Here is a 20,145-nt window from a genome sequence, read left to right as displayed (position 1 = left end):
TTACGTATGTTCACTCAGAGACTTGGTATTCATTTATTGTCCGAAGACATTAAGAATCCATGTCACTTTGAGTGCCCACACAGATTGTCTGATAAATTGTTAAAGAGCAGTGCAACGCGGCTTTCGCTCACCGTTGCGAGGTGGCGTATATTACGCTTTCCTCTTTCAGAGTCAACCCGTTATTTCAGGATTTTTTCTCTTCAACCGAACCGCTTGTTGTGTGAAGTGATTCACATCCGCCGTGTCGATGGAGGCGCATTATAGGGGGCCGCCGAGGAATGACAAGCGGAAAAATGCATTTTTATTTCAACCGCTCATCTTTTCACCAAAAAGGCTATTTTTGGTGCTTTTTAATCTCTTTTGGCAGATCGGCCAGGCTATTAATCACCCAATCCGCTGCATTTTCTGCTTCTGGCGTCACTGGCTTACCGGTGCGAACTAATATTTTGGTCCCTACACCTGCGGCGGCGGCTGCCTGCATATCTTCCAGTTTGTCGCCCACCATATAAGAAGCAGCCATATCGATGTGCAGGAACTCCTGCGCAGAGATGAACATCCCCGGATGCGGCTTACGGCAGTCACAGGTCTGGCGATACTCTTCTACTGTTCCCTGCGGGTGGTGCGGACAATAATAGATACCGTCGAGATCCACGCCGCGGTCGGCCAGCGACCAGTCCATCCATTCCGTAAGCGTCTCGAACTGCGCTTCGGTGAATTTACCGCGAGCAATACCGGACTGGTTCGTCACCACCACCAGCGCATAGCCCATCTCTTTCAGCTGGCGCATGGCATCTATTACGCCCTCGATAAACTCGAACTCATCAATCTCATGGACATAACCGTGATCCACATTAATAGTGCCGTCACGATCGAGAAAAATTGCGGGTACTGATTTTGCCACCGGTTTGCTCCTGAAAAAGGCATGTTCGACTAGTATCTCATGAATCGCAGCGCAATAAAGTGCTCATCGTACAGAGTTGGATTGATTTAGACGTCTGGATGCCTTAACATCCGTTTTGTTTACGGTCATCACCCGTATCTGGCAGAAGAAAATGCCACGGCTAACTTACATACGATAAAAATAATCTAATGATTAAACTTTCCAATATCACCAAAGTGTTCCAGCAGGGGAACCGAACCATTCAGGCGCTGAACAACGTCAGCCTGCATGTTCCTGCTGGTCAAATTTATGGCGTCATTGGCGCATCGGGTGCAGGTAAAAGCACGCTGATTCGTTGTGTTAACCTGCTTGAGCGCCCAACCCAGGGCAGCGTAGAAGTTGGCGGCCAGGAACTTACCGCTCTCTCAGAAAAAGAACTCACCAAAGCGCGTCGTCAGATTGGCATGATCTTCCAGCACTTTAACCTGCTGGCCTCCCGCACCGTGTTCGGCAACGTTGCCTTACCGCTTGAGCTGGATAACACGCCAAAAGAAGAAGTGAAGCGTCGCGTTACCGAGCTGCTCGACCTTGTGGGTCTGGGCGACAAACATGATAGCTACCCGGCAAATCTGTCCGGTGGGCAAAAACAGCGTGTGGCCATTGCACGCGCGCTGGCAAGCAATCCTAAGGTACTGCTGTGTGATGAAGCCACCAGCGCACTGGATCCGGCAACCACGCGTTCGATTCTGGAACTGCTGAAAGACATTAACCGTCGCCTGGGCCTGACGATCCTCCTTATTACGCACGAGATGGACGTGGTGAAACGCATCTGTGACTGCGTGGCGGTCATCAGCAACGGTGAGCTGATCGAGCAGGACACGGTAAGTGAAGTGTTCTCGCATCCGAAGACGCCGCTGGCGCAGCAGTTCATCCAGTCCACGCTGCATCTGGATATCCCGGAAGATTATCTGGAACGCCTGAAAACCGAACCGACAGCAGACAGCGTCCCGATGCTGCGCATGGAGTTCACCGGTCAGTCCGTTGACGCCCCCCTGCTTTCCGAAACCGCGCGTCGCTTTAACGTGAACAACAACATTATCAGCGCGCAGATGGATTACGCCGGTGGCGTGAAGTTCGGCATCATGCTGACAGAAATGCACGGCACGCAAGAAGAAACCCAGGCCGCGATTGCCTGGCTGCAAGAACACCACGTAAAAGTAGAGGTACTGGGTTATGTCTGAGCCGATGATGTGGCTGCTGGTTCGCGGCGTTTGGGAAACGCTGGCAATGACCTTTGTCTCTGGCTTCTTTGGTTTTGTGATTGGCCTGCCGGTCGGCGTATTGCTGTACGTGACGCGTCCTGGTCAAATCATTGAGAACGCGAAACTGTACCGTACGCTCTCTGCGCTGGTGAACATCTTCCGTTCTATTCCCTTCATTATTCTGCTGGTGTGGATGATTCCGTTTACCCGCGTAATCGTCGGTACGTCTATCGGTCTGCAGGCGGCCATCGTTCCGTTGACCGTGGGGGCTGCGCCGTTTATCGCCCGTATGGTGGAAAACGCCCTGCTGGAGATCCCGACAGGTCTGATTGAAGCTTCCCGTGCAATGGGCGCAACGCCGATGCAGATCGTGCGCAAAGTCCTGCTCCCGGAAGCACTGCCGGGCCTGGTGAACGCAGCAACCATAACGCTCATCACGCTGGTCGGTTATTCCGCAATGGGTGGTGCCGTTGGCGCTGGCGGTTTAGGTCAGATTGGTTACCAGTACGGCTATATTGGATATAACGCTACCGTGATGAATACCGTTCTGGTATTGCTGGTTGTTCTGGTTTATTTAATCCAGTTCTCTGGCGATCGCATCGTCCGGACCGTTACTCACAAATAACGTTACACACAACACAAACTCGACGAGTTAAGGATAAAACATGGCGTTTAAATTAAAGACCTTTGCAGCAGTAGGCGCGCTGATCGGCTCTCTGGCACTGGTGGGTTGCGGTCAGGACGAAAAAGATCCAAACCACATTAAAGTGGGCGTTATCGTGGGTGCAGAACAACAGGTTGCTGAAGTTGCTCAGAAAGTGGCAAAAGAGAAGTATGGCCTGGACGTTGAGCTGGTGACCTTCAACGATTACGTTCTGCCGAACGAAGCGCTGAGCAAAGGCGATATCGACGCCAACGCCTTCCAGCACAAACCATACCTGGACCAGCAGATCAAAGACCGTGGCTATAAACTGGTAGGTGTCGGTAACACCTTCGTTTATCCAATTGCTGGTTACTCTAAAAAAATCAAATCGCTCGACGAGCTGCAGCCTGGCTCTCAGGTCGCTATTCCAAACGACCCAACTAACCTTGGCCGTTCCCTGCTGCTGCTGCAGAAAGTGGGCCTGATCAAACTGAAAGACGGTGTTGGTCTGCTGCCAACCGTGCTGGACGTTACCGAAAACCCGAAAAATCTGAAACTGGTTGAGCTGGAGGCACCACAGCTGCCACGCTCTCTGGACGATGCACAGATTGCTCTGGCGGTTATCAACACCACTTATGCGAGCCAGATTGGCCTGACCCCTGCGAAAGACGGTATCTTCGTTGAAGATAAAGACTCCCCGTACGTTAACCTGATCGTGACTCGCGAAGACAACAAAGACGCGGAAAACGTGAAGAAATTCGTTCAGGCTTATCAGTCTGATGAAGTTTACCAGGAAGCCAACAAAGTGTTTAACGGCGGCGCTGTTAAAGGCTGGTAATCTCACCTCAGTGTAATATCATCAGGACGGGCTTATGCCCGTCTTGTCATTTGTGCAGTCAACTGATTCAATATCTGACGTTTTGATTATCCATTGAGGAACTATTATGCGTGCTTTACCGATCTGTCTTTTAGCACTCATGCTGAGCGGCTGTTCTATGCTAAGCAGATCTCCCGTTGAACCTGTTCAAAGCACGGCAACCCCGCCAAAAACCGAGCCTGCGAAACCGAAAGTGGTTCGCCCGGCGCCGGTTCGCATTATCACGAAAGCAGACGAACTCGTCGGTAAACCGTTCCGTGAACTCGGCGAAGTGAGCGGCGAATCCTGCCAGGCGACCAACCAGGACTCACCACCGAATATTCCGACAGCGCGTAAACGTATGCAGATTAATGCTGCAAAAATGAAGGCCAACGCTGTCCTGCTGCACAGCTGTGAAGTCACCAGCGGCACGCCGGGCTGCTACCGTCAGGCGGTTTGCATCGGTTCTGCGCTGAACATCACGGCGAAATGAGTGCATTTCAGTTCGAGCAGATAGGCGTTATCCACTCTCCTTATAAAGAGAAGTTCGCCGTCCCCCGCCAGCCCGGTCTTGTGACCAGCGGAAGCGGTGAGCTTCACCTGATTGCGCCTTACAATCAGGCCGATGCGGTACGCGGGCTCGAGGCTTTCAGCCATTTATGGGTGGTGTTCGTGTTTCACCAGACGATGGAAGGCGGCTGGCGTCCGACCGTGCGCCCTCCTCGTCTTGGCGGAAATGCGAGAATGGGCGTGTTTGCGACTCGCTCGACCTTCCGCCCAAACCCGGTTGGAATGTCGCTGGTTGAACTGAAAGGTATACGTTGCCAGAAAGATCGGGTGATACTGGAGTTAGGTAGCCTGGACCTGGTAGACGGCACGCCGGTAATCGACATCAAACCCTATTTGCCCTTCGCCGAAGCCCTCCCTGACGCGCGTGCAAGCTATGCTCAGGACGCACCGCAGGCGGACATGCCTGTTTATTTTACGCCTGAGATAACCGCGCAGCTCGGTCAACTGGAGAAACGCTATCCTCGCTTACGGGATTTCATCACTGAAGTTCTGGCACAGGACCCTCGTCCGGCCTACCGTAAAGAAGAGGAAGCAGGAAAATCGTACGCCGTCTGGCTGCTGGATTTTAACGTTCGCTGGCGCGTTACCGGGGCAGGTTTTGAAGTGTTTGCCCTTGAACCCAGGTAATTTTGTTCTCCTCTCTTTTGGCATCTTTGCCACACTGGTAAACTAAACCACTTTTTTTGTGTCAGGCTGGTGTTTCAGCCTGTTCCAATCGTCGAAATGGAACCGTAACAACATGCGTACTAGCCAATATCTGCTCTCCACTCTGAAGGAGACGCCTGCCGACGCCGAAGTGATCAGCCATCAGCTGATGCTGCGCGCCGGGATGATCCGCAAGCTGGCCTCCGGGTTATATACCTGGCTGCCGACCGGCGTGCGCGTCCTGAAAAAAGTCGAAAACATCGTGCGTGAAGAGATGAACAACGCCGGTGCTATCGAGGTGTCCATGCCTGTGGTTCAGCCCGCTGACCTGTGGCAGGAGAGTGGCCGTTGGGAACAATATGGTCCTGAACTGCTGCGCTTCGTCGATCGCGGCGAGCGTCCGTTCGTTCTCGGCCCAACGCATGAAGAAGTCATTACCGACCTGATTCGTAATGAGCTGAGCTCTTACAAACAGCTGCCGCTGAACTTCTTCCAGATCCAGACCAAGTTCCGTGACGAAGTTCGCCCACGTTTCGGCGTCATGCGCTCTCGCGAATTCCTGATGAAAGATGCCTACTCTTTCCATACCTCTCAGGAATCACTGCAAGAGACTTACGACGCAATGTATGCGGCATACAGCAAAATCTTCTCCCGCATGGGTCTGGATTTCCGTGCTGTGCAGGCTGATACCGGCTCCATCGGCGGTAGCGCATCCCATGAGTTCCAGGTACTGGCGCAGAGCGGTGAAGACGATGTGATCTTCTCTGACTCTTCAGACTACGCGGCGAACATCGAATTTGCAGAAGCGCTGGCACCAAAAGAACCACGCGGCGCGGCAACGCAAGAGATGACGCTGGTTGATACGCCAAACGCGAAAACCATTGCCGAGCTGGTTGAGCAGTTCAATCTGCCTGTCGAAAAAACCGTTAAAACGCTGCTGGTGAAATCCACCGAAGGGAGCGCTTACCCGCTGGTTGCCCTGCTGGTGCGTGGCGATCACGAGCTGAACGAAGTAAAAGCCGAGAAGCTGCCGCAGGTCGCCAGCCCGCTGACGTTCGCAACGGAAGCGGAAATCCGCGCCGTGGTGAATGCGGGCCCAGGTTCACTGGGTCCAGTCAACCTGCCGGTGCCGGTTGTTATTGACCGCACGGTTGCTGCAATGAGCGACTTCTCTGCAGGTGCGAACATCGACGGTAAACATTACTTCGGCATCAACTGGGATCGCGACGTGGCGACGCCGGAAGTGGCTGACATCCGTAACGTGGTTGCAGGCGATCCAAGCCCGGACGGTCAGGGTACCCTGATGATTAAGCGCGGCATCGAAGTCGGCCACATCTTCCAGCTGGGCGATAAATACTCTCGCGCGCTGAACGCTGCTGTTCAGGGTGAAGATGGCCGTAACCAGATCCTGACCATGGGTTGCTACGGTATCGGGGTGACGCGCGTGGTGGCTGCGGCGATTGAGCAGAACTACGACGAACGCGGCATCGTCTGGCCGGACAATATCGCGCCGTTCCAGGTGGCTATTCTGCCAATGAACATGCACAAATCTTACCGCGTGCAGGAGCTGGCCGAGAAGCTGTATGCCGAGCTGCGCGCTCAGGGAATCGAAGTGCTGATGGATGACCGTAAAGAGCGTCCGGGCGTGATGTTTGCCGATATGGAACTGATCGGTATCCCGCACACCGTCGTCATCGGCGACCGCAACCTCGACAGCGATGAGATTGAATACAAATACCGTCGCAGCGGCGAAAAACAGATGATCAAGACCGGCGACATTCTTGATTACCTGGTGAAAGCCATCAAAGGCTAAACAAAAAACCCCGCTCAGGCGGGGTTTTTTAATGGCTCAACGTCAGCTTATTTACTGTTACAGTCTTTGCCCGCGACAAACTTCGCGTCTTTATCTGCCACCAGCGTTTTCACCATCTCTCCGCTATCCGGGTTTGGCTCCAGCGTAAAGTGACCGTCAACCGTCAGCAATACCGGCTTGCTGTCATTGCCGCGTGCTACAGCGTAATCACGTTCAAGCTGCGCATTGTTTGCCACGCTGACCTTCCTGCCGGTTGCGCAGTCGGTAAAGATCGCCGCATCCGCCATATAGAAGTACATCCCCCGCATTGCCATTGGCGTTGCAGGCAGGGCCGCTTTCACCGGGGCTAGCGTGTAGTTGAACTGGGACTGAATAGGGTTACCTTCGCGGTCGAGCATCTCCATGCTGTCACCTTTAGGACGGAACCAGGTTTTCTCACCGGAGGTATCCGTCAGGACCAGCTTCTCCGCCGTACGCGCCCATGTTCCATAAGTCGCAAAAGAAGAAGGCTCTTTAGCGCCCTGATAGCGCTGATTCATCACCCAGGTGCCATCTTTTTGCAGGAACAGAGACGTTTCAATACCTTCGCAATCTGCGCAAGGCAATACGCCGCGCCAGCTTTGCTGCATCGGTTTTAATTCTTCCGTTTGCGTGGGTTGTAAAACCTGCGTTTCAGAGCGGTTGTTACACCCGAAAAGCGCAAACAGCGTACTCACTGCCAGCGCTGACCATAATACTTTTTTCACAATGAATTCCTTATGAAAAGTGTGTTCCCTATCGTCACTCTGTCGGGCGACGAACTTTACCGCGCAATGCTTTCACTGTGGATTTTTGGGCCTTCGAGGACAACCGACGCTCTTTCGATGCGCGGGTTGGCCGCGTTGCCCGGCGGCTTTTTTGTACTGCCGTTAACTCTTTGATGACCGCCACCAGCCTGGCTATCGCCGCTTCCCGGTTGAGCTCCTGGCTGCGGTATTCCTGAGCTTTGATCACAATCACGCCGTCGCTGGTAATAAGGTGATGACTGGCGGCAAGCAGGCTTTCTTTATAATACTCTGGCAGGCTTGAGGCTCGAATGTCAAAACGCAAATGGATAGCCGTCGACGCCTTGTTGACGTGTTGCCCACCTGCCCCCTGCGCACGAATGGCGGTAATTTCCAGCTCGTTGTCAGGAATGCTGACGTTTCGGGACAAGACGATCATGACGCGGGTTGCCACGCCGTTAAATGAATTTCCAGATTATTCTGAGAATCAGAGAGCCAGATTGCGCCGTCCTGAATCGTCGCCTGCAAAACCATGGTCCGGCTGGCAAACTCGCTCAACTGCGCCAGCTGCTCATCATCCAGATACCAGACCGTGAGATTTTTAAACTGTCCGCACTTGCTCTTGTTTTGCTGCCACCAGATCTCCGCAGCGCGCTGATTATATGCGAATAAGGCCACTTTAGCGGACTGGGTGCAGGCCTTCTTAATTCTGCGCTCGTCCGGCAGTCCAAGTTCGATCCACAAATCGATACCCAGATGATCGTTGCGCAGCCAGGCTTCAGGCTCGTCTTCTGCGCTTAACCCACGGGTAAACTGCAGACGTTCGTCGGCATACTTAATCCATGCCAGCAGGCGCAGCATCATGCGCTCCTGGGTTTCAGAGGGGTGGCGTGCCAGAGTAAGCGACGCGTCCAGGAACTGGTTGCGATCCAGATCGGCCACATTGACCACTGCTTTATAAATTGTCGCTTTCAGCGCCATGAGAGAACTCCATTCGAATCAGGCGCACATTGTAGCGAAAACCGCGGCAAAAGGCTGTTACTGGGTGTTAAATACACCCCTATCAAGGCTCTGATATTGCTTAAATGAGTATGGTATAGTCACCTTGCTAAACCGAGTTTATCTTCGTAGGCTTAATGATATCTCACAGTAAGTCAGTGCGCTGGCGGGAGGGGATGTGAATAATTATTGTGAGTTAATTCGCAAACGGTATGCGGAAATCGCCAGCGGAGATCTGGGGTATGTCCCGGACGCGTTGGGCTGTGTATTGAAGGTGCTTAATGAAGTGGCCTCCGATGAGGGCCTTTCAGAGTCGGTCAGGGAAAAAGCAGCGTATGCTGCGGCGAATTTACTGGTGAGCGATTATGTCGATGAATGAAACTTATCAACCCATCAATTGTGATGACTATGACAACCTCGAACTCGCCTGCCAGCATCACTTAATACTGACGCTGGAGCTAAAAGATGGCGAAGTGTTGAAGGGGAAAGCCAGCGATCTGGTTTCACGTAAGAATGTGGAATATCTGATAGTGGAAGATGCCGGTGCAACGCGTGAGCTGCGTCTGGACAAAATAGCCAGCTTCAGCCACCCGCAAATCGGCACCGTCGTGGTAAGCGAATCCTGATGACACTAACGGGCAGCCTGGCTGCCCGTTACGCTTTCTGCCACTCAAAACGGACACCCTCTTTTGACCACCCCTCTTCCGTAATGAAAATCCCTGCCGCAGCGATAGGCGTTTCGCCGTAGAACAGTAGCGGCGTGGTGTCGCGCAGCCACGGCGGCACGTTACACTCTTGCCATATTTTCTTCAGCTTCCGCCCCCCGTTGCGCCCGACGATATGCAGCATACCACCGGCCTTAAAGCGCACGGTGACCGGTTCACCGGGCTTCGGCAACCGCACGTGACCAGACGGCAGGAGAGAGACGCGTCCTGCCTCACAGGGCAATATCAGCGGTGCGTCAGGAGAAAGCCAGTCGAGCACCACATCGGTCAGTGAGGGCGTGGATTTTATCCACCAGAGTTCCCCTTTATACCGTCTAACCTCAAATCCGTTCAGGTGGACGCATGGGGAAGCATCATCCCGTGCCAGTGCGACTTCGTCCCAGATACGGCTCAGCATCGCCCGCGACGGCATCGCGGCGCGATGAGAGGCCAACCAGCGTCGCAACAGCGCGGCGCGACGTACCGGGCTCATCGCTATCATCGGTGCGATCGCTAACGCCCCGCCAGCAGAAATGAGTCCAGCCAGCTCGTCGCTCAACAGCTCATCCAGCAGCGATTCCTGTTCGGCACACAGCATGGCGCTTCTTGCCGTCGCGTCGGCGAAATGCGGCCAGCGGTCGCCTAAAAGCGGGAGGACGCGCAGGCGCAGGAAGTTACGGTCATAGCCATCATCCTGGTTACTCTCATCTTCGATCCAGCTCAGCTGATGTTCTCGCGCCCAGGCTTCCAGTGAGGCACGCGTCTCGCCAAGCAGCGGACGCAATAACGTTGTGCCGGCAAATTCTGAACGCGCCGGCATGGCAGAAAGCCCCGCCGGCCCGCTGCCCCGCTTAAGCGCCAGCAGAAAGGTTTCACACTGATCGTCCAGATGTTGGGCCGTGACCAGCGCTTCTCCAGTACGTAATGCCCCGGCAAACGCGGCATAGCGGGCTTTACGCGCCTGCGCCTCGATGCCCAGCCCTTCCTCCGCAAGCGTAACGCGCTCAACGATGAGCGGGATCGCCCACGCCGCACACAAGGCTTCACAGTGCGCCACCCACTCCTCTGCGTGGGGACTTAATCCGTGGTGGATGTGTATAGCCCGAAGCTGGACGTCAGATTCCCGATCGCGCCAGCACTTAAGGCGATGCAGCAACACGGTGGAATCCAGGCCACCGCTAAACCCCACCAGCAGCTGGCGGTACGGTGAAACGGCTTGTGCGATAGCGGGTAAGGTCATAGGAGATTACACATAAAAAATGCCCGAACTGAGCGGGCATTATCACACAGGACAACCATTACTGCTGATAAAGCTCCAGCGGAAGGCCGTCCGGGTCGTTGAAAAAGGTAAAACGCTTGTCGGTGAAGGGATCGACGCGAATCGCTTCGCACGTCACGCCGTGCGCTTCCAGATGTTTCACGGCGCTATCCAGGTCATCGACGCTGAAGGCAAGATGACGCAGGCCACAGGCTTCCGGGCGGGACGGACGCGCAGGCGGAAAAGGAAAAGAGAACAGCTCAATCACATATTGCCCGTTTAACGCCAGGTCGCCCTTCCAGGAGTCACGCTCCTCACGGTAGGCTTCGCTCATGAGCGTAAAGCCCAGGATGTCGCAGTAGAAAGCCTTACTTTTCGCGTAATCGGTCGCAATGATCGCAATATGATGAACCTGTTTTAAACCCAGCATAGCTTCTCCTTTTTATGATGCCTGAACGTTACAACCGAAAACCCGCGCCTGGCAAGCGGTCCTCCTTATTTTAGGACTCGCACCCAGTAAACGCCGTTCTCGTCGCGCTTCGCACCGTGGATATCCGTCTCAAAGCCCGGATAATGGCGCCCGACAGAGCAGAGCATCAGCAGGAAATCGAGCACGGCCCGACTCTCTTCGGTAATCATCTCTCCCGGCATCAGGAGCGGTACGCCCGGCGGGTAAGGCAGGATCATATTGGCCGATACGCGCCCGACCAGATTTTCCAGCTCGACGGTTTCGACCTCCCCTTTCACCTGGCGCTGCCACGCCTTATGCGGGGTAAACTTCATCTCCGGTAAGACATCGAACGCCTGAAGCATCAGACGCGGCAGATCGTGCTGACGGATCAGCCGGTGGATCCCCTGGGCCAGATCCTGAATGCGCATATTACGGTAGAAGTCGGGATCCTCCGCGTAGAGATCCGGGAGCATATTCTTCACCCGCAGGTTGAGATCGTAGGCGCGCTTAAACTCCATCAGCCCGCGCAACAACCCCATCGCCCGGGTTTTATCAATGCCAATACTGAACAGGAACAGCAGGTTATAGGGACCGGTTTTCTCCACTACCACGCCACGTTCATCAAGGAATTTCGCCACCAGCGCGGCCGGAATGCCCTCATCGCCCATCCTGCCCTGCTCATCCATGCCCGGCGTCAGGATCGTCACTTTGACCGGGTCGAGGAACATATGGTCGCTATCGGCATCCCGGAAGCCATGCCAGTCTTCGCCGGGCGAGACGGGCCAGCATTCGGCTTCATCAATCTCTTCCGGCTGCCAGATATCAAAGAACCAGCCGTCGGCTTCATCTTTCAGCCGCTGAACCTCTTTGCGGAAATGCAGCGCGCGCTCCACCGAACGGTTGATGAGGCGTTTGCCCGGATTGCCGCGCAGCATCGCCGCGGCCGTTTCAATGGAGGCCACCAGCGGATAGCTCGGTGAGGTGGTGGTATGCATCATGAAGGCTTCGTTGAACGTGTCTTCGTCGTACTCGCCTTTGATGTGAATAAGCGAAGCCTGGGAAAACGCCGCCAGCATTTTATGCGTCGACTGCGTTTCGAAGAACACTTTACCCGGCATACGTTCACCGCTCATGCCGCTTTTACCGGCGTAAATCGGGTGGAAGTTGGTATACGGCACCCATGCGGAGTCGAAGTGGATCGACGGCACGTCCAGCGTCTTTTTGATCCAGTCCGTGTTGTACAGCAGACCGTCATAGGTCGAGTTGGTGATCACCGCATGGACAGGCCAGCTTGCGCCGGGAACTGCCGCGACCTTGCTTTCAATAGCGTCATGGGTGAACTCCCGGCGCGGAATGCCGCCAAGAATACCGAGCGCGTTACGCGTCGGTGACAGCCAGATCGGTACGACGTCGCTCATCATCAGCAGGTGTGCCAGCGATTTATGGCAGTTACGGTCAATCAGCAGGGTGCTGCCAGCGGGCGCAGCGTACATCCCCACGATTTTGTTCGAAGTCGAGGTGCCGTTGGTCACCATATAGCTCTGCTCGGCGCCAAAGGTGCGGGCGATATACTCTTCAGCTTCCAGATGCGGGCCGGTGTGATCCAGCAAAGAGCCTAATTCGGTGACTGAAATCGACACGTCCGCTTTCAGCGTGTTGCCACCAAAGAAATCATAGAACAGGCAGCCCACCGGGCTTTTTTGATAAGCCGTTCCCGCCATATGACCCGGCGTACAGAAGGTATATTTACCCTCCTTCACGTAGGTGAAAAGCGCCCGGGTAAACGGTGGCGTAATGTTATCGAGGTACTCACCGGTATATTGCTGAATTCGGGTGGCAATATCTTCCGCCACGCCGAGGGAATATTCAAAAAACCACAGCGCCATACGCATATCATTGGCGCTGACGTCCATGGTGGAGTGGGTATTAATGAACGCGTACAGCGGGAGGTATTCGTTCAGCTTGTTGATATCGCTGCACAGGTCGAGATCGTATTCGTCCCAGTCGAAGATCACGCCGCAGATACGCGGGTTATGCTCGATGAACTTCAGCAGGTCGGCGCTGTTGTGCGGCCAGATTAGCTGATACCCGCGCGACTGCAGGGCTTGCTCCAGCTCCTTAATCGGCTCATCTTTATAAAAGACGCCGTGTGGCCCCATAATGGCAATGATATTCATGGGCTTCCTCCTTAAAAAACATTAGCTAAGCATAGCCCGGCTAAACCGCAGGTATAAAAAAAGCCGCAACAGTGTGCGGCTTTTCAGATAATTGTGAAGCTTACGCGTAACCGTAGGTCATCAGACGCTGGTAACGGCGGTTGAGCAGATCTTCTTTGCTCAGCACGTCCAGATCCGCCAGGTCAGCCAGCAGCTGCGCTTTCAGAGAAGCCGCCATCACTTCCGGCTTACGATGCGCACCACCCAGCGGTTCCGGGATGATGGAATCGATCAGCTTAAGCTCTTTCAGGCGTGGCGCAATGATGCCCATTGCTTCTGCGGCCAGCGGCGCTTTGTCGGCGCTTTTCCACAGAATGGACGCGCAGCCTTCCGGGGAGATAACGGAATAGGTGCTGTACTGCAGCATATTCACTTTATCGCCCACGCCAATCGCCAGCGCACCGCCGGAACCACCCTCGCCGATAACGGTACAGATGACCGGCACCTTCAGACGAGACATCTCGCGCAGGTTGCGCGCGATAGCTTCAGACTGACCGCGCTCTTCCGCGCCCACGCCAGGGTATGCACCCGGGGTGTCGATGAAGGTGATGATTGGCATATTGAAACGCTCAGCCATCTCCATCAGACGCAGGGCCTTACGGTAGCCTTCTGGTGCTGGCATACCAAAGTTACGACGGATTTTCTCTTTGGTTTCACGGCCTTTCTGATGACCAATGATCATCACCGGGCGTCCGTCCAGACGCGCGATGCCGCCAACGATAGCTTTATCGTCCGCGTATGCGCGATCGCCTGCCAGTTCGTCAAATTCGTCAAACGCCAGGCGGACATAATCCAGGGTGTACGGACGCTGTGGATGGCGAGCCAGCTGGGCCACCTGCCATGCGCCGAGATCGGCAAAGATTTTGCGCGTCAGCTCTACGCTTTTCTCGCGCAGACGATGCACTTCTTCGTCGATGTTAATATCCAGTTTTTCATCCTGACGGCTTACCGCTGTCAGAGAATCGATTTTCGCTTCCAGCTCAGCAATCGGCTGTTCGAAATCAAGGAAATTCAGACTCATAGTATTCCTGTATTAGTCAAACTCCAGTTCCACCTGCTCCGAACCAATGAGGCCACGGAGATCGTTCAGTAAACGATCGCTCGGAGAGACACGCCACGTTGCACCAAAGCGCAACCGCGCACGTGCATCCGCCCTCTGATAGTAGAGATGTACTGGAATTGTCCCCGAGCGGTGGGGTTCCAGAGACTGACGGAGTCGGTTTAAAAGCTGGTCATCAATTTGCCTGTCCGTCAGCGAGATAGCAAGCCCGCGAGCATATTTTTCCCGGGCTTCGTCAATGTCCATCACTTCGCGGGCGGTCATTTTAAGCCCCCCGCTGAAGTCATCAAAGCTGACCTGTCCGCTGACGATAAGTATGCGGTCTTTTTCCAGCAATTGCTGGTATTTATCCAGCGCGTCGGTGAACAACATCACCTCCAGACGCCCGGAACGGTCATCCAACGTACAGATACCGATACGATTGCCGCGCTTGGTGACCATAACCCTTGCGGCAATCACGAGCCCCGCAGCCGTGGTGATTTTACCACGTTCTGTCGGATGCATGTCTTTAAGCCTGTGGCCGCCGACATAGCGCTCAATTTCTTTGATGTACTGGTTGATCGGGTGCCCCGTCAGGTACAAGCCTAACGTCTCACGCTCCCCATCCAGTACCACCTGTTCTGGCCACGGCTGGCAGTTGGAATAAGATTGCTCGATCTGCTCTGGCTCTTCCGCCAGCACCCCGAACATATCCGCCTGACCAATGGCTTCCGCTTTTGCATGCTGATCCGCCGCTTTCAGCGCGTCGCCGAGAGAGTTCATCAGCGCGGCGCGGTGCGGCCCCAGCCTGTCAAACGCGCCGGACATGATCAGTTTTTCCAGCACGCGACGGTTCAATTTTTTGGTGTCGGTACGCGCGCAGAGATCGAACAGCTCGCGGAAATACCCGCCGTTGTTACGCGCTTCGATGATCGCCTCGATCGGACCTTCACCCACGCCTTTGATCGCGCCGATCCCGTAAACGATCTCTCCGTCGTCGTTAACGTGGAAATGGTAGAGGCCTGAGTTAATATCCGGCGGCAGGATCTTAAGCCCCATGCGCCAGCACTCGTCCACCAGCCCCACCACCTTCTCGGTGTTGTCCATATCGGCCGTCATTACCGCCGCCATAAATTCAGCAGGATAGTGCGCTTTCAGCCACAGCGTTTGATACGACACCAAAGCATAGGCGGCGGAGTGGGATTTGTTAAATCCGTACCCGGCGAATTTCTCCACCAGGTCAAAGATCTTAATCGCCAGTTCACCGTCAATGCCGTTTTTTCTCGCACCTTCTTCGAAAGTGCCTCGTTGCTTGGCCATCTCTTCCGGCTTTTTCTTACCCATTGCACGACGCAGCATATCCGCGCCGCCGAGGGTATAGCCGGAAAGCACCTGGGCAATCTGCATGACCTGTTCCTGATACAGGATGATGCCGTAGGTTGGCTCCAGTACCGGCTTCAGGCTTTCATGCTGCCACTGAACGTCCGGGTAAGAAATCTCTTCGCGCCCGTGCTTACGGTCGATAAAGTTATCTACCATCCCTGACTGCAGAGGGCCCGGACGGAACAGGGCAACCAGTGCGATCATATCTTCGAAGCAGTCGGGCTGCAGACGTTTAATCAGATCTTTCATGCCGCGCGATTCAAGCTGGAAGACCGCGGTGGTCTCCGAGCGCTGCAGCATGTCGAAACTTTTCTTGTCATCCAGCGGGATGGCGGCAATGTCTATCGGCTCAAGGCCCTGCTTCTCCCGGCGCGGGTTGATCATCTTCAGCGCCCAGTCGATGATCGTCAGCGTACGCAGGCCGAGGAAGTCAAACTTCACCAGCCCGGCGTATTCCACGTCGTTCTTATCAAACTGAGTAACCGGATGTTCACCCGCTTCATCGCAGTAGAGCGGCGCGAAGTCGGTAATTTTGGTCGGCGCGATAACCACGCCCCCCGCATGCTTACCGGCGTTACGCGTGACGCCTTCCAGCTTGCGCGCCATGTCGATCAGCGCTTTAACTTCTTCGTCGGCTTCGTAGATTTCCGGCAGCTGAGGCTCGGCTTCAAACGCTTTTGCCAGCGTCATGCCCGGATCGGGCGGCACCAGCTTAGAAATACGATCGACAAAGCCGTACGGGTGGCCCAGCACGCGGCCGACGTCACGGATAACCGCTTTCGCCGCCATCGTACCGAACGTAATAATCTGCGATACCGCATCACGGCCGTACATATCGGCGACGTGCTCGATCACCTGATCGCGTTTCTCCATGCAGAAGTCGACGTCAAAGTCGGGCATGGAAACACGTTCCGGGTTGAGGAAACGTTCGAACAGCAGGTCGAATTCCAGCGGATCGAGGTCGGTAATTTTAAGCGCATAGGCCACAAGCGATCCTGCACCGGAGCCACGCCCCGGTCCGACCGGTACGCCGTTATCCTTCGACCACTGGATAAACTCCATGACGATCAGGAAGTAGCCCGGGAAGCCCATCTGGTTGATCACCTGGAGTTCAATATCCAGGCGTTCATCGTACGGCGGACGCTTCTCTTTGCGAACGGCCTCATCCGGGAACAGAAATTCCAGACGCTCTTCCAGACCTTCTTTTGATTTTGCGACCAGGAAATCTTCCGTGGTCATATCACCCGTCGGGAACTGCGGCAGGAAGTATTCGCCGAGGCGGACGGTAACGTTACAGCGCTTGGCGATCTCTACGCTGTTTTCCAGCGCTTCAGGAATATCGGAGAAGAGTTCACACATCTCCTCCTCGCTGCGCATGTACTGTTGAGCGGAGTAATTACGCGGCCGTTTGGGATCGTCCAGCGTGAAGCCATCGTGGATCGCCACGCGAATTTCGTGAGCGTCAAAATCCCCCGGCTCGAGGAAGCGCACATCGTTTGTCGCGACGACGGGCAGCCCGCGTTCTTCCGCAAGTGCGACCGCCGCATGCAGATAGCTCTCTTCGTCCTGCCGACCGGTGCGGATCAGCTCCAGATAATAACGATCCGGGAAGTGCTCTTCATAGAACGAGACGCATTGATCCACCAGCGCGCTATTGCCGCGCAGCAGGCATTTGCCGACATCCCCCATACGGCCGCCCGAGATCAGCAGCAGCCCTTCGTTCAGCTCAGCCAGCCAGTCCCTGTCGATCCACGGGCCCAGCGCACCGTATCCGCGCTGATAGGCTTTTGAGATAAGCAGAGTGAGGTTTTGATAGCCCGCGTTGTTCATCGCCAGCACGGAGATTTGCGTCAATTCATCGCCGACGAGATCGCTTTGCACATGAAAATCTGCACCGACGATAGGCTTCATCCCCGCGCCGTGTGCCGTTCCGTAGAACTTCACCAGGCCACACAGGTTGGTAAAATCGGTGATCGCCAGCGCGGGCATGCCAAGGGAGGCCGCCTTTTTTACCAGCTGCCCGGTCTTCGCCAGCCCATCGATCATGGAGTAGTCGCTATGCACCCGCAGGTGTACGAAACGTGGTTCAGCCATCTTCAGATTCCGCGTTACTTAATTGCTTGCGTATTGATTCAGGACACCCGTCCCAGCGCGCGTTTCACCGGGCCAAAGCTGCGACGGTGGTGCTCGGTTGCGCCATGTTCAGCCAGCCTTTCCAGATGGAAAGGTGTGGGATACCCCTTATGCTGGGCGAAACCATACTGAGGGTAAGTGAGGTCCAGCGCGGCCATTTCAGCGTCGCGCGTCACTTTGGCAATAATAGAAGCTGCGCTAATTTCTGCGACCCGACTATCGCCTTTGACGACCGCCATTGAAGGCATGGGCAATGCAGGACAGCGGTTGCCGTCAATCAGGACATATTCCGGGGAAATTTTCAAACCCGCTACTGCACGCTGCATCGCCAGCATCGTGGCATGCAAAATATTCAGCTCGTCTATTTCATGCGGTTCAGCGCGCCCCAGGCTCCAGGCTAGCGCCTTCTCCTGAATCTCACCAAACAGCGCCAGCCGGCGCTTTTCAGACAATTTTTTTGAGTCGTTCAGCCCAATAATCGGGCGAGCCGGATCGAGGATCACCGCGGCGGTCACCACGGCCCCGACTAACGGGCCACGACCCACTTCGTCCACGCCCGCCACAAGGCGAGTGTGAGGATAAACAAATTCCATCATTTTGCTAGCTCCAGCACCGCATCCGCCGCTTGCTCATCGGCATTACAGCGGATGAGTTGATGCAGTTCGCGGAAGGTATCGTGCATCTGGTGGCTGGTCTTGCCGTCGGCGAGCAGCGGCAGCAGTGCATCGGCAAGCGCCTGCGGCTGGCACTCATCCTGCAACAGCTCTTTCACCAGCTCGCGCCCGGCAAGCAGGTTTGGCAGGGAGACATAATCCGTTTTCACCAGACGTTTTGCCAGCCAGAAGGTGAACGGCTTCATGCGATAACCGACCACCATCGGGCATTTCGCCAGCATACACTCCAGCGCCGCCGTGCCGGAGGCCAGCAGCGCGGCATCACTCGCATACATCGCCTCCCGCCCTTTGCCGTCCAGAAGACGGACGTGAAGATCCGGGGCAACTTCCGCTTTGATGCGCTCAAACTGCTCGCGGCGTTTGGCATTCACCAGCGGAACAACCACTTCAAGATCGGGATAGGTCTGGCGAAGAATTTGCGCTGTTTTAAGGAAATCGGCGCTTAGCATCTCAACTTCTGCGCCACGACTGCCAGGCAGCAATGCCAGACAGTGCACATCATGCGGGATGCCCAGCGCGTCGCGCGCCGCGTTTTTATCCGGATCCAATGGCATCGCATCCGCCATGGTATGACCGATAAAACGGCACGGAACATTAAATCTGTCGTAAAACGCTTTTTCGAAAGGCAGGAAAGCCAGCACCAGGTTGGTGGACCGTCCGATTTTGAAAACGCGTTTCTGTCGCCACGCCCAAACGGACGGACTGACGTAGTGAATGGTTTTTATGCCCTGCTTTTTCAGATTCCCTTCGAGGGTAATGTTGAAATCAGGTGCATCGATACCGACAAACACATCGGGTTTGAGTTCGGTAAAGCGGCGGGTGAGATCGGCACGGATGTGCAGCAAACGGCGTAGCCGTCCCAGCACCTCAACGATGCCCATCACGGCCAGCTCTTCCATTTCATACCAGGCTTCACAGCCTTCGGCCTGCATCAGCGGGCCAGCAACGCCAACAAAGCGAGCATTGGGTACACGCGCCTTAAGCGCGCGGATGAGACCGGCACCAAGAATATCGCCGGAGGTTTCTCCGGCGACCAGGGCTATCGTAAGCGGACGACTGTCGACCATTAACGAATCAGACCCCTTGTTGAACGGTCAAAGAATTCCATGAACGCGTTCACTTCCGGGTGCTTATTCGCCAGCTCGGCAATTTCCGGCTTCGCCTCTTCCAGCGTTTTACCGCTACGGTACAGCTGTTTGTACGCGTTGCGGATGGCAGTAATCGCTTCGCGACTAAAACCACGACGCTTGAGGCCTTCGATGTTCACGCCAAACGGCGTGGCATGGTTGCCCTGCGCAATCACATACGGTGGAACGTCCTGCGCCACACCGGAGCATCCGCCAACCATCACGTGCGCACCAATGATGCAGAACTGATGGACTGCGGTCATGCCGCCAATAATTGCGAAGTCATCAACCGATACGTGTCCTGCCAGCGTTGCGTTGTTGGCAAGAATACAGCGGTCACCCACGGTACAGTCGTGCGCGATATGCGCATTAACCATAAACAGGTTATCACTGCCCACCTTCGTCAACCCACCACCTTGTACTGTTCCACGATGAATGGTGACGCTTTCGCGAATACGGTTACGATCGCCAATTTCCAGACGGGTCGACTCACCAGCATATTTCAGATCCTGGTTAACTTCGCCGATGGAGGCGAACTGATAGATCTCGTTATTGCAGCCAATGGTCGTGTGACCATTCACGACAACGTGAGATTTCAGTACTGTACCCTCACCAATTTCGACATGGGGTCCAACAATACAAAACGGGCCAATGTGGACGTTAGCGCCAATGATGGCACCCGTTTCCACAATAGCAGTAGGATGAATAAAGGCCGATTTATCAATCAC

Annotated in this window: 20 protein-coding genes; 8 read left to right on the top strand and 12 right to left on the bottom strand. The window is 55.0% G+C overall.

The window, feature by feature from the left end; genetic code table 11:
• Positions 1–334: 334 nt before the first annotated feature.
• Positions 335–901: a D-glycero-beta-D-manno-heptose 1,7-bisphosphate 7-phosphatase gene (gene gmhB, locus AB8846_RS11865; RefSeq protein WP_063145202.1), complete on the bottom strand. Its 567-nt coding sequence runs from the start codon at positions 899–901 to the stop codon at positions 335–337.
• A gap of 188 nt (positions 902–1,089) precedes the next feature.
• Here gmhB and metN point away from each other — a divergent pair, with 188 nt between their 5' ends.
• The 6 genes from metN (at position 1,090) to proS (ending at position 6,669) form a co-directional block, all read left to right on the top strand.
• On the top strand, positions 1,090–2,121 hold the full coding sequence (gene metN, locus AB8846_RS11860; protein ID WP_023334590.1) for a methionine ABC transporter ATP-binding protein MetN: 1,032 nt from the start codon (positions 1,090–1,092) through the stop codon (positions 2,119–2,121).
• Complete coding sequence (locus AB8846_RS11855) at positions 2,114–2,767, top strand: methionine ABC transporter permease MetI (protein ID WP_014168730.1); 654 nt, start codon at positions 2,114–2,116, stop codon at positions 2,765–2,767. The genes metN and AB8846_RS11855 overlap by 8 nt, the downstream gene beginning before the upstream one ends.
• Positions 2,768–2,807: 40 nt before the next feature.
• Positions 2,808–3,623: a methionine ABC transporter substrate-binding lipoprotein MetQ gene (gene metQ / locus AB8846_RS11850; protein ID WP_063145201.1), complete on the top strand. Its 816-nt coding sequence runs from the start codon at positions 2,808–2,810 to the stop codon at positions 3,621–3,623.
• 106 nt (positions 3,624–3,729) lie between these two features.
• A complete protein-coding gene (gene rcsF, locus AB8846_RS11845; RefSeq protein WP_008501883.1) occupies positions 3,730–4,134 on the top strand; it encodes an Rcs stress response system protein RcsF in 405 nt (134 codons plus the stop codon).
• Positions 4,131–4,838, top strand: a complete 708-nt coding sequence (gene tsaA, locus AB8846_RS11840; protein WP_063145200.1) for a tRNA (N6-threonylcarbamoyladenosine(37)-N6)-methyltransferase TrmO — start codon at positions 4,131–4,133, stop codon at positions 4,836–4,838. The genes rcsF and tsaA overlap by 4 nt, the downstream gene beginning before the upstream one ends.
• Positions 4,839–4,950: 112 nt before the next feature.
• Positions 4,951–6,669, top strand: coding sequence for a proline--tRNA ligase (gene proS, locus AB8846_RS11835; RefSeq protein WP_033144681.1), 1,719 nt, complete (start codon positions 4,951–4,953; stop codon positions 6,667–6,669).
• Between the two features lie 47 nt (positions 6,670–6,716).
• Here proS and nlpE read toward each other — a convergent pair whose 3' ends face one another.
• Genes nlpE through AB8846_RS11820 form a run of 3 tightly spaced genes read right to left on the bottom strand, consistent with a single transcriptional unit; the run spans position 6,717 to position 8,414 of the window.
• On the bottom strand, positions 6,717–7,415 hold the full coding sequence (gene nlpE, locus AB8846_RS11830; protein WP_331413289.1) for an envelope stress response activation lipoprotein NlpE: 699 nt from the start codon (positions 7,413–7,415) through the stop codon (positions 6,717–6,719).
• A 34-nt stretch (positions 7,416–7,449) separates the two neighbouring features.
• Complete coding sequence (arfB, locus tag AB8846_RS11825; RefSeq protein WP_032649720.1) at positions 7,450–7,872, bottom strand: alternative ribosome rescue aminoacyl-tRNA hydrolase ArfB; 423 nt, start codon at positions 7,870–7,872, stop codon at positions 7,450–7,452.
• Positions 7,869–8,414: a YaeQ family protein gene (locus AB8846_RS11820; protein WP_063145198.1), complete on the bottom strand. Its 546-nt coding sequence runs from the start codon at positions 8,412–8,414 to the stop codon at positions 7,869–7,871. Before AB8846_RS11820 ends, arfB begins: the two co-directional genes overlap by 4 nt.
• 196 nt (positions 8,415–8,610) lie before the next feature.
• Here AB8846_RS11820 and AB8846_RS11815 point away from each other — a divergent pair, with 196 nt between their 5' ends.
• Entirely contained in the window at positions 8,611–8,811 is a 201-nt protein-coding gene (locus AB8846_RS11815) for a YaeP family protein (protein ID WP_032667327.1), read from the top strand.
• Entirely contained in the window at positions 8,798–9,058 is a 261-nt protein-coding gene (gene rof / locus AB8846_RS11810) for a Rho-binding antiterminator (protein WP_047346425.1), read from the top strand. Before AB8846_RS11815 ends, rof begins: the two co-directional genes overlap by 14 nt.
• Before the next feature lie 28 nt (positions 9,059–9,086).
• Here the strand turns inward: rof and tilS are convergent, their stop codons facing one another.
• The 8 genes from tilS to lpxA all read right to left on the bottom strand — a co-directional run bounded on the left by tilS (position 9,087) and on the right by lpxA (position 20,145).
• Entirely contained in the window at positions 9,087–10,376 is a 1,290-nt protein-coding gene (tilS, locus tag AB8846_RS11805) for a tRNA lysidine(34) synthetase TilS (RefSeq protein WP_370732763.1), read from the bottom strand.
• Positions 10,377–10,434: 58 nt separating this feature from the next.
• Entirely contained in the window at positions 10,435–10,824 is a 390-nt protein-coding gene (locus tag AB8846_RS11800) for a VOC family protein (RefSeq protein WP_029741193.1), read from the bottom strand.
• Between the two features lie 65 nt (positions 10,825–10,889).
• Entirely contained in the window at positions 10,890–13,022 is a 2,133-nt protein-coding gene (locus AB8846_RS11795; protein WP_370732762.1) for a lysine decarboxylase LdcC, read from the bottom strand.
• Between the two features lie 100 nt (positions 13,023–13,122).
• Positions 13,123–14,082 carry an acetyl-CoA carboxylase carboxyl transferase subunit alpha gene (gene accA, locus AB8846_RS11790; protein ID WP_008501895.1) on the bottom strand — a complete coding sequence of 320 codons (960 nt, stop codon included), beginning with the start codon at positions 14,080–14,082 and terminating at the stop codon, positions 13,123–13,125.
• A 12-nt stretch (positions 14,083–14,094) separates the two neighbouring features.
• Positions 14,095–17,577, bottom strand: a complete 3,483-nt coding sequence (dnaE, locus tag AB8846_RS11785; protein WP_370732761.1) for a DNA polymerase III subunit alpha — start codon at positions 17,575–17,577, stop codon at positions 14,095–14,097.
• Positions 17,578–17,615: 38 nt separating this feature from the next.
• Complete coding sequence (gene rnhB, locus AB8846_RS11780; protein ID WP_063145194.1) at positions 17,616–18,212, bottom strand: ribonuclease HII; 597 nt, start codon at positions 18,210–18,212, stop codon at positions 17,616–17,618.
• Entirely contained in the window at positions 18,209–19,357 is a 1,149-nt protein-coding gene (gene lpxB, locus AB8846_RS11775; protein ID WP_121425064.1) for a lipid-A-disaccharide synthase, read from the bottom strand. The genes rnhB and lpxB overlap by 4 nt, the downstream gene beginning before the upstream one ends.
• Positions 19,357–20,145 (bottom strand): acyl-ACP--UDP-N-acetylglucosamine O-acyltransferase, encoded by a 789-nt coding sequence (lpxA, locus tag AB8846_RS11770; protein ID WP_063145192.1) that lies wholly within the window; start codon positions 20,143–20,145, stop codon positions 19,357–19,359. Before lpxA ends, lpxB begins: the two co-directional genes overlap by 1 nt.

Origin of the sequence: Enterobacter sp. KB-221C9 (assembly GCF_041320715.1) — a bacterium.
GTDB classification, from domain to species: Bacteria; Pseudomonadota; Gammaproteobacteria; order Enterobacterales; family Enterobacteriaceae; genus Enterobacter; species Enterobacter asburiae_D.
This window is presented reverse-complemented; position numbering and strand designations above follow the sequence as displayed.